The sequence below is a fragment of the Caldanaerobius polysaccharolyticus DSM 13641 genome, assembly GCF_000427425.1.
Classification (GTDB): domain Bacteria; phylum Bacillota; class Thermoanaerobacteria; order Thermoanaerobacterales; family Caldanaerobiaceae; genus Caldanaerobius; species Caldanaerobius polysaccharolyticus.
On sequence record NZ_KE386494.1, the window covers coordinates 182,270 to 190,375 of the forward strand.

7 protein-coding genes and 1 other annotated feature are annotated in these 8,106 nt (G+C 41.5%); of the genes, 2 read left to right on the forward strand and 5 right to left on the reverse strand.

The genetic code is table 11. From position 1 onward, the window contains the following. Positions 1–5 precede the first annotated feature (5 nt). The 4 genes from CALPO_RS0101850 to pheA all read right to left on the reverse strand — a co-directional run bounded on the left by CALPO_RS0101850 (position 6) and on the right by pheA (position 3,120). A complete protein-coding gene (locus CALPO_RS0101850; protein WP_026485807.1) occupies positions 6–812 on the reverse strand; it encodes a GNAT family N-acetyltransferase in 807 nt (268 codons plus the stop codon). Positions 813–886: 74 nt separating this feature from the next. Further along, complete coding sequence (locus tag CALPO_RS14095) at positions 887–1,195, reverse strand: YmaF family protein (RefSeq protein WP_051585776.1); 309 nt, start codon at positions 1,193–1,195, stop codon at positions 887–889. A 76-nt stretch (positions 1,196–1,271) separates the two neighbouring features. After that, on the reverse strand, positions 1,272–2,276 hold the full coding sequence (gene aroF, locus CALPO_RS0101860) for a 3-deoxy-7-phosphoheptulonate synthase (RefSeq protein ID WP_026485808.1): 1,005 nt from the start codon (positions 2,274–2,276) through the stop codon (positions 1,272–1,274). A gap of 22 nt (positions 2,277–2,298) precedes the next feature. Next, positions 2,299–3,120, reverse strand: a complete 822-nt coding sequence (gene pheA / locus CALPO_RS0101865; protein ID WP_026485809.1) for a prephenate dehydratase — start codon at positions 3,118–3,120, stop codon at positions 2,299–2,301. 80 nt (positions 3,121–3,200) lie between these two features. Continuing rightward, positions 3,201–3,457, reverse strand: a binding site (T-box leader). A 124-nt stretch (positions 3,458–3,581) separates the two neighbouring features. On the opposite strand from pheA, the gene CALPO_RS13035 reads away from it, so the two are divergent. Beyond that, on the forward strand, positions 3,582–4,580 hold the full coding sequence (locus CALPO_RS13035; protein WP_051585777.1) for a polyprenyl synthetase family protein: 999 nt from the start codon (positions 3,582–3,584) through the stop codon (positions 4,578–4,580). A gap of 5 nt (positions 4,581–4,585) precedes the next feature. On the opposite strand, the gene CALPO_RS0101875 is transcribed toward CALPO_RS13035, so the two are convergent. Continuing rightward, a complete protein-coding gene (locus CALPO_RS0101875; protein ID WP_026485810.1) occupies positions 4,586–5,653 on the reverse strand; it encodes a tetraprenyl-beta-curcumene synthase family protein in 1,068 nt (355 codons plus the stop codon). 250 nt (positions 5,654–5,903) lie between these two features. Here CALPO_RS0101875 and CALPO_RS0101880 point away from each other — a divergent pair, with 250 nt between their 5' ends. Next, a complete protein-coding gene (locus tag CALPO_RS0101880) occupies positions 5,904–8,003 on the forward strand; it encodes a glutamine synthetase III family protein (protein ID WP_026485811.1) in 2,100 nt (699 codons plus the stop codon). Positions 8,004–8,106 lie beyond the last annotated feature (103 nt).

Sequence of the window (8,106 nt, forward strand, 5' to 3'; positions counted from 1 at the left end):
TACTTTTAAATTGTCATCATAAGCCATTTCCCAACTTCTTTAAACCCAAGCTTCTTATAAATTTTACCTGCAGCAGGATTGTCGTAAAATAAACATAAGGATTTGCCTTCTTTTAATAAATCATAGCAAAGCCTCTTTATGCACAAAGTTGCATATCCATTGTTCCTATAACCCTTCAATGTGCCAACGCCTAATACCATCGCTATATCAGAAACCTCAGCGCCTGTTCTGGCAGATGAAACAATCATTCCATCTTCTTCGAGATAATAGATCCTGCTGCTACCTGACATAACGTCTTGTTTAAGCACCTCAATATTTGCTGCGTTTGAAAATTCTTCTATTGACTGATATAAATCTATAAGCTGCTTTATTTTCTCAAAATCCAGGTTGTCTCTGCTAATAATTTTAATCTTCTGATATTGTTCTTTCGTTAATGCGTATTGCTCCACATCAACGCTGTTGTCGAGCTTACAAAACCACATCTCTCTTTTTTGTTTAAAAGGTATTTTACGCGAAAAAGTTTCTATAATAGATTTTTCACCTGCTAGCCCCTTACACTTTAAGCTCTTAATTATATTGCAAAATCCTTCTATATTATATTCGGATCGCGAATAAAATAACAGGCTATCGCTATACCTGAGAAGAACTGCAGTAATATTATTATGTTGGTCGAATTCACCCCAAAGGTCTATAAGCGGTGAATCAAATCCATAGTTTAAAATATCACCAATAATAAAAATGTTGAGCTCTTTTTCATATCTAAGCAAATTCATCAAAGCATCAATATCATTTTTGCTTAAAGCTCTTATCATAAAAAAACACTCCTTTGCTTTTTAACAAAGGGTATCCCTTCTCGGATACCCTTTTTAATTTATTCTTAAAAGCTTTAATTTGACTTTCGGACGCTTTTCTGCAAACCAGTATGACCCTCCATCACGTGAAAATGCTCTTTGTCAACCGAGGTCTCCAGGTAGTAATAATGGACGTGACCACCATTGGTGTATATAGCAGGTCCTGTATAACCTCTGTAAGCGTGTCTGTGTCTTTTATCAAACGTAGTTTCTCCTTCCATGTAGTGGATGTGATTAAATAAAGCATACATTGTCTGTACATCAGTAGTTCTTACGTATCCATGGCAATGCTCCTTAGCTACAGAAGTTATACCGTCATAATCGTGAACGTGATATTTAGCCACATGACTTACCTCCATATATATTACTACTTTTATAATATGAAGGACTTGACATAATGTCACAGCTTTATCTTATTCACTATTTCATCGCGCTTAAAATTCGCTTAACTTCACGGCATACTCTCTCAAATTCCACAGGCGTGAGGGATTGAGCGCCATCGGATAAAGCCCTCTCAGGATGAGGATGAACCTCTATGATCAGGCCATCAGCCCCTACAGCCACCGCCGCCTTTGACATAGGTTCTATGAGTTCTCTCCTACCCGTGCCGTGACTGGGATCCACTATCACTGGAAGATGACTTAGATTTTTAGCAGCAGCTACTGCATTGAGATCGAGGGTATTCCTGGTATAAGTCTCAAAGGTCCTTATTCCCCTTTCGCAGAGGATCACATCGTAATTTCCCTCTTTCATGATATACTCAGCTGCATTGAGCCACTCCTCAATAGTAGAAGATAAGCCTCTCTTTAACATGACAGGCTTTTTCGCCTTACCTACCTCGGTTAGTAACTGGAAGTTTTGCATATTCCTGGAGCCTATCTGAAGGATATCCACGTATTCAGCAACCTTTTCCACGTGCTGTGTATCCACCACTTCGCTTATTGTAAGCATGCCTACCTCTTTTCCCACTTGCTTCAATATTTTCAGACCTTCTTCTTCCAAGCCTTGAAAGGAATAGGGCGAAGTCCTCGGCTTATAAGCCCCACCTCGCAAGACCTTCGCTCCTGATTTTTTAACTGCTCTAGCCGTCTCAATCATCTGCTCATAGCTTTCTACGGCACAGGGTCCTGCCATAATTACAAAGTTTCCGCCACCGATTTCCACGTCATCTACTTTCACAACAGTATCTTCGCGCTTAAGCATCCTGCTTGCCAGCTTATAAGGCACGGATATCCTCACTACATTTTCAACACCATCCATGCTTATCACAGGCTTATCCGCAAGGACACTCACATCACCTATTACGCCTATTACCGCTCGCTCCTGCCCTTCTATGACATGGGGTGTCAATCCCAGCTCTTTTATATATTTCAGTATATTCTCGATATCCTTTTTCTCCGCTTCAGGTTTCATGACTATAACCATACTGCTAACCCTCCTAACTTCATTACAGCCGTCCTTTGGGATAAGATCCCAAAACCCTGAAATAACTTGCCTGTGCTTTTACCCCTTCGATAGCCTCTTTCAACGGCGGTTCATCTTTGTGTCCCTCCACGTCTACAAAAAACATATACTCACCCAAAAACTTCTTTGAGGGCCTTGACTCTATCTTCGTCAGATTCAATCCCCTGATAGCAAATTCTCTAAGCAAAGCGTAAAGGCTACCCGGTTTGTTCTCTGTGGAAAAAACTATCGAAGTCTTACTATCATCTCCGCTAAAGGCCTCATTTTTTGATACCACGATAAACCGCGTTATATTGTTGTCGTAATCCTGCATATCCTTCATTAACACCTTTAGCCCGTAAAGCTGGGCTGCTCTCAAAGTTCCGATAGCGGCAACACCGCTTTTTTCTTGAGAAGCTATAAGAGCGGCCTTGGCCGTGCTTTCAGTGGATATGATTTCAGCGTAAGGTAAAAACCTCTTGATGTGTTTGTAGCACTGAGCCAATGCCTGGGGATGGGATATAATTGCTTTTACTTCGCTTATATCCTTGCAATTGGAAATAAGGTTGTGTCTTATAGGCAACAGAATTTCGCTTTTTATAAACAGCTCTTCCTGTTCCAGCATCGCATCCAGGGTAGTGTTAACAGACCCTTCAATCGAGTTTTCTATAGGGACGATACCCTCCTGGGTTTGCCCCTCCTTAACCGAGGCGATAACCGTGTCAATAGTTGGATATTCCACGTGTTCGTACTGAGATTCGCCATCGTATTTAAAACAGGCCTCTTCTGTAAACGTCCCTTGGGGACCAAGGTAAGAGAGCTTCATACCTCTTTATAACCTCCCTTTAACTTAGAGCCGGCCGGACCTGTTTTTGACACATTTATATAATCAAAAAACCTCTCATCCTTAAGGACGAGAGGTTACCCGCGGTACCACCTTTATTAACCTGCTTTATGGCAGGTTCACTTATTAGGAGTACTAACATACTCCATCCCTTTTAACGGCGGAATTCCCGGCCCCATCTACTCACCATCCCGATGGATGGTTTTCAACTGGCAACTCAAGAGGGAACTTCAATATACCATCACAATATCAGGCTCTCACCATCCCTGACTCGCTGTGATCTTCCGGTATATCTACTTTCCTCTGTCATCGTTTTTAAATTTTAAGACCACTGTCTTTTTCATTATAATACATTAATTTCATTCCCGTGTCAACAAATTTTTTAGTATAAAAATAAACAATTATAGAAAAAATAACAATAAAAAATCAGGGAGTGGTAATACATGCCTTTAACCCAAAATAAAGTTGACGCGAAAAACTACGCTATAGATGATCCACCCGTAATAAAAGAAGCCCTTAAAATGGTAGAAAATAGGTTGTTAAATATTGCCGATGAATGCGATGACCTCATTAAAATCGCTATAAAAGAGTTTTTAATATCAGGCAAAAAGATAAGGCCTAAGTTGATATTTCTCACCGGCGCGTGTTTTTCGACGATAAACAGCCATATGATTGAAGCTGCGACAGCAGCAGAACTGATACATACGGCTTCTCTAATACACGATGATGTCATAGATAAGTCTGAGTACAGGCGAAACTTACCTACGATCAACAAAGTGTCAGGCAATCACGTAGCTGTATTAGCAGGGGACTTTTTATTTGCCAAAGCCTTTGAAATCCTGACAAAAAATAGACTTTACAAAATCATGGAATACATGGTAACTGCTATACAAGATATGTGCAGTGGAGAAATAATACAGGCCCACCAGCTTTTCACCGCTAAAGTTTCAGAAGAGAATTATTTCGAGCGGATAAATAAAAAAACCGCGTCGCTTCTATCCGCCTGTTGCAAAGCAGGAGCCCAGAGCGCAGATGCTTCAAATGCAGATATAGAAAAGATGGGTCTATACGGTACCTTTATAGGATGTGCTTTTCAGGTAATAGATGACTTACTGGACGTAATAGGCGAAGAAAAAGTCGTAGGCAAACCCCTCGTACACGATGTAGAACAAGGCAATTTAACATTGCCTTTTATCTACATGCTACAAGACCCTTCCTTAAAGGATAAGTACATGGCTGAATTAAAGGACGCAAATATCAAAAAGGACGTCAAATTTGAACTGATAAGAGAATTAAAGCAGTCAGGAGCTCTGGCAAAAGCGTACAAAAAAGCTGAATGTTATGTTCAATACGCTAAAGAATCCTTAGCAGGAATTCCTGACTCGGTTTATAAAAAAAGCCTGCTGGATTTATCCGATAGGGTGCTTATCAGGGCTTACTGATAAGTTTACGATAATATCGAAACCTTCCTAAGGCCTAGACACATGTGATACAGCAGCCTGGCAAACTTCCCTGCCCTCCTGATCAGATGCCGGGTTGTATTTTTATGTTCGTAGATACAGGCTTTAGGATCGGATAAATACATAGCTATAAGGCCCTCCACCGCTGTGCGATGCAGCAAGGGGTATTTTAACTCCTCCGCTTTCTTTAATGAGTTTGCCAAAAAAAACTCCAGGCGCTGCCGGCATTCATCATCTCCACTATAATAGCTTACAAAGTTCAAATCTCCTTCTTTTAAATCCTCATATAAATCAATATAGTAATCCAGCAAAATGTGTAAAGCGGAGATCCATGGAAAATAGGCATTCAAAATATTTTTGACCTCATTTTTATTTAAATCCCGCCTCTGGGCTTCTGCTGCAAGCACAAAAACGCCCAGCGTAGAGCCAGTTGCAGCTGAAAATTCCCATCCATTGATATCCGGGTATTCTCCAATATAAAGCTTAAACCACTGGTTCATTTTCTTTTCCCTGACACTTGGCAACAGATGTTTGTATACCTGTAAATCCGCGTACAGGCTCGCAAGTTTCAGCATCTCCTCCCTGACCACACAATATGATGGCAAGGAAGTGACATAATTTCTACATCGATCTACCAGGTAGCTCAGATACCCTCCATCCTCTTTGTAAGCGTAGTATTTATAATAATCTTCTTTCTCGGAATACAGATCCAAGGCATCAGTCATGGCTTTGTGCAGCTGTCTAAAAGCCACTTCATCCCATACACCGGCCCTGTCACATAAATTGTCCAGGTAGTCGCTTATAGTCTGGTACGCAGTTATAAAGCTAATCAATTTTTCCTGGTCCACAAAGGGATAAAGGGCATAAACACATCCGCCAATGCAATGAAACTTCTTTGACTTAATACTATTTAAAGCTTGTTTGGACAGCTGGGCATCTGGTATTCTTTTAGCTATTTGCACGAATTTTTTTAGTTCACCGTCAACCTTAGGAAACACCTTAGCGACATAATTGTATATTAAATACATCTGATACAATCTTCCTTTTAAATCCATAAAAGCTCTCCTCCACAGTATAGACTCCATGTGTATTATTGACAATTTCTCCTTCAGTTTTTCAGCAAAATTCTTGCACCCGCAAAAAACCCCTTGTCTTTTTGCGAAAAAAATGATAATATATAAGACAAATAAAATAATACTGAGTAAATGAAACAAGGGCGTTTCATTATCGGAGAAAAGTGCCCTTGTTTTTGTTTTTACTTATTTATCCATAATTACATTATATTTTTAAAGGAGAGGGTATTTCATGTGTCAAAACTCGTTAAGCGAGATTTTTGGGTCTTATGTATTCAATGATTCTGTAATGCGGGAACGGCTCCCAAAAGCCACATACAAGGCTTTGAGGAAGACCATAGACGAAGGCCTACCCCTTGACCCTCAGGTGGCAGAAGTGGTGGCCAGCGCCATGAAAGACTGGGCCATAGAAAAAGGCGCCACTCACTTTACACACTGGTTTCAACCCTTAACAGGCATTACTGCCGAAAAGCACGATTCCTTTATTTCCCCAACTCCTGAGGGACGAGTGATCATGGAATTTTCCGGTAAAGAGCTGATCAAGGGTGAACCTGACGCATCTTCTTTCCCTTCAGGAGGTCTCAGGGCTACGTTTGAGGCGCGTGGCTATACGGCATGGGATTGCACGTCACCTGCATTTGTAAAAGACAACACCTTATACATCCCTACAGCTTTCTGTTCCTATACCGGCGAAGCCCTGGACTTAAAAACCCCTTTGCTGAGGTCCATGGAAGCCCTGTCAAAGCAAGCGTTAAGGATACTGCGCTTATTTGGCAATACCACTGCTAAAAAAGTAATCACCACAGTAGGGCCTGAACAGGAATACTTCCTCATAGACAAAAAGATGTACGACAAAAGAAAAGACCTTATACTCACAGGCAGGACTCTCTTTGGCGCAAAATCCCCTAAAGGACAGGAGATGGAAGACCATTACTTCGCTTCGATTAAAGAGAGAATATCTGCCTACATGAAAGAGCTGGATGAAGAGCTGTGGAAATTGGGCGTTTCTGCTAAGACGAAACACAATGAAGTAGCGCCATCCCAGCACGAGCTAGCACCTGTATTTACCACCACAAACATAGCTACAGACCACAATCAGCTAACTATGGAATTGATGAAAAAAGTGGCTTTAAGGCATGGCCTTGTATGCCTTCTCCATGAAAAGCCCTTTGCTGGCGTCAACGGCTCAGGGAAACACATAAATTGGTCCATGAGCACAGATGACGGTCAGAACCTGTTGGACCCAGGTCACACGCCCCACGAAAACGCTCAGTTTTTAGTATTTCTGTGTGCGGTAATTAAGGCTATAGATGAATACGCAGACTTACTGCGGGTAGCGGCGGCTACACCGGGAAATGACCACAGGTTAGGTGCTAACGAAGCGCCTCCCGCTATCATATCGGTATTCCTAGGGGAACAGCTAACAGACATCCTGCACCAGATCGAAAACGGAGGAGCCACTAGCTCCAAGCAAGGCGGGATCTTAAAGATAGGCGTTTCTACATTACCAGCATTGCCTAAAGATACCACTGATAGGAATAGGACATCGCCCTTCGCTTTTACAGGCAATAAATTCGAGTTCAGGATGGTAGGATCTTCATCGCCTATAGCTACTGCCAACTATATATTGAACACCATAGTAGCAGAAGAGCTGTCTCAAATCGCCGATAGGTTGGAAAGGGCCGCTAATTTTGATGAGGAAGTACAAAACATTTTAGAAGAAATTGTTAAAAACCACAAGCGGGTAATCTTTAATGGAAATGGGTATTCAGAAGAATGGGTAGAGGAAGCTGAAAAGAGAGGACTGCCCAACATTCGCTCCACTGTGGAAGCTATACCCGCCCTTATCGCTGAGAAAAACGTCAAGCTCATGGAAAAACACGGCGTATTAAGCAGGGTTGAACTAGAAGCAAGGTATGAAATAATGCTGGAACACTATACAAAGACGATAAATATCGAGGCTTTAACGATGCTGGATATAGCAAAGCGCCAGATCTTGCCAGCAGTTATAAACTTCACCACAAAACTGGCCGATTCTATCAATTCCATTAAGGCCACAGGCGTAAACGCGGATATCAGCGCCCAAAGCGACTTGCTTGTAGAGGTATCCTCACTAGCAGCAACCTTTAAAAAGAACATAGATGAATTAGAAAAAGCCGTTAACGGCGCATCGGACGTGGAAGGCGATTCTTATAAGTTGGCCTCATATTACAGAGACGTAGTATTTGCAAAGATGGGCGATGTAAGGGATGTAGCTGATAAGCTGGAAACCCTCGTGGATAAAGAATTGTGGCCGTTACCTTCCTATTCCGATATGCTGTTCAACGTCTAATTTGGACTATAAAAAGAGAGTTGATTTATGAAGTGCACCCCAAATATTAGACAAAAATCAACTAATATTTGGAGGTGCATTTTATTATGGCAAAATACTCTTA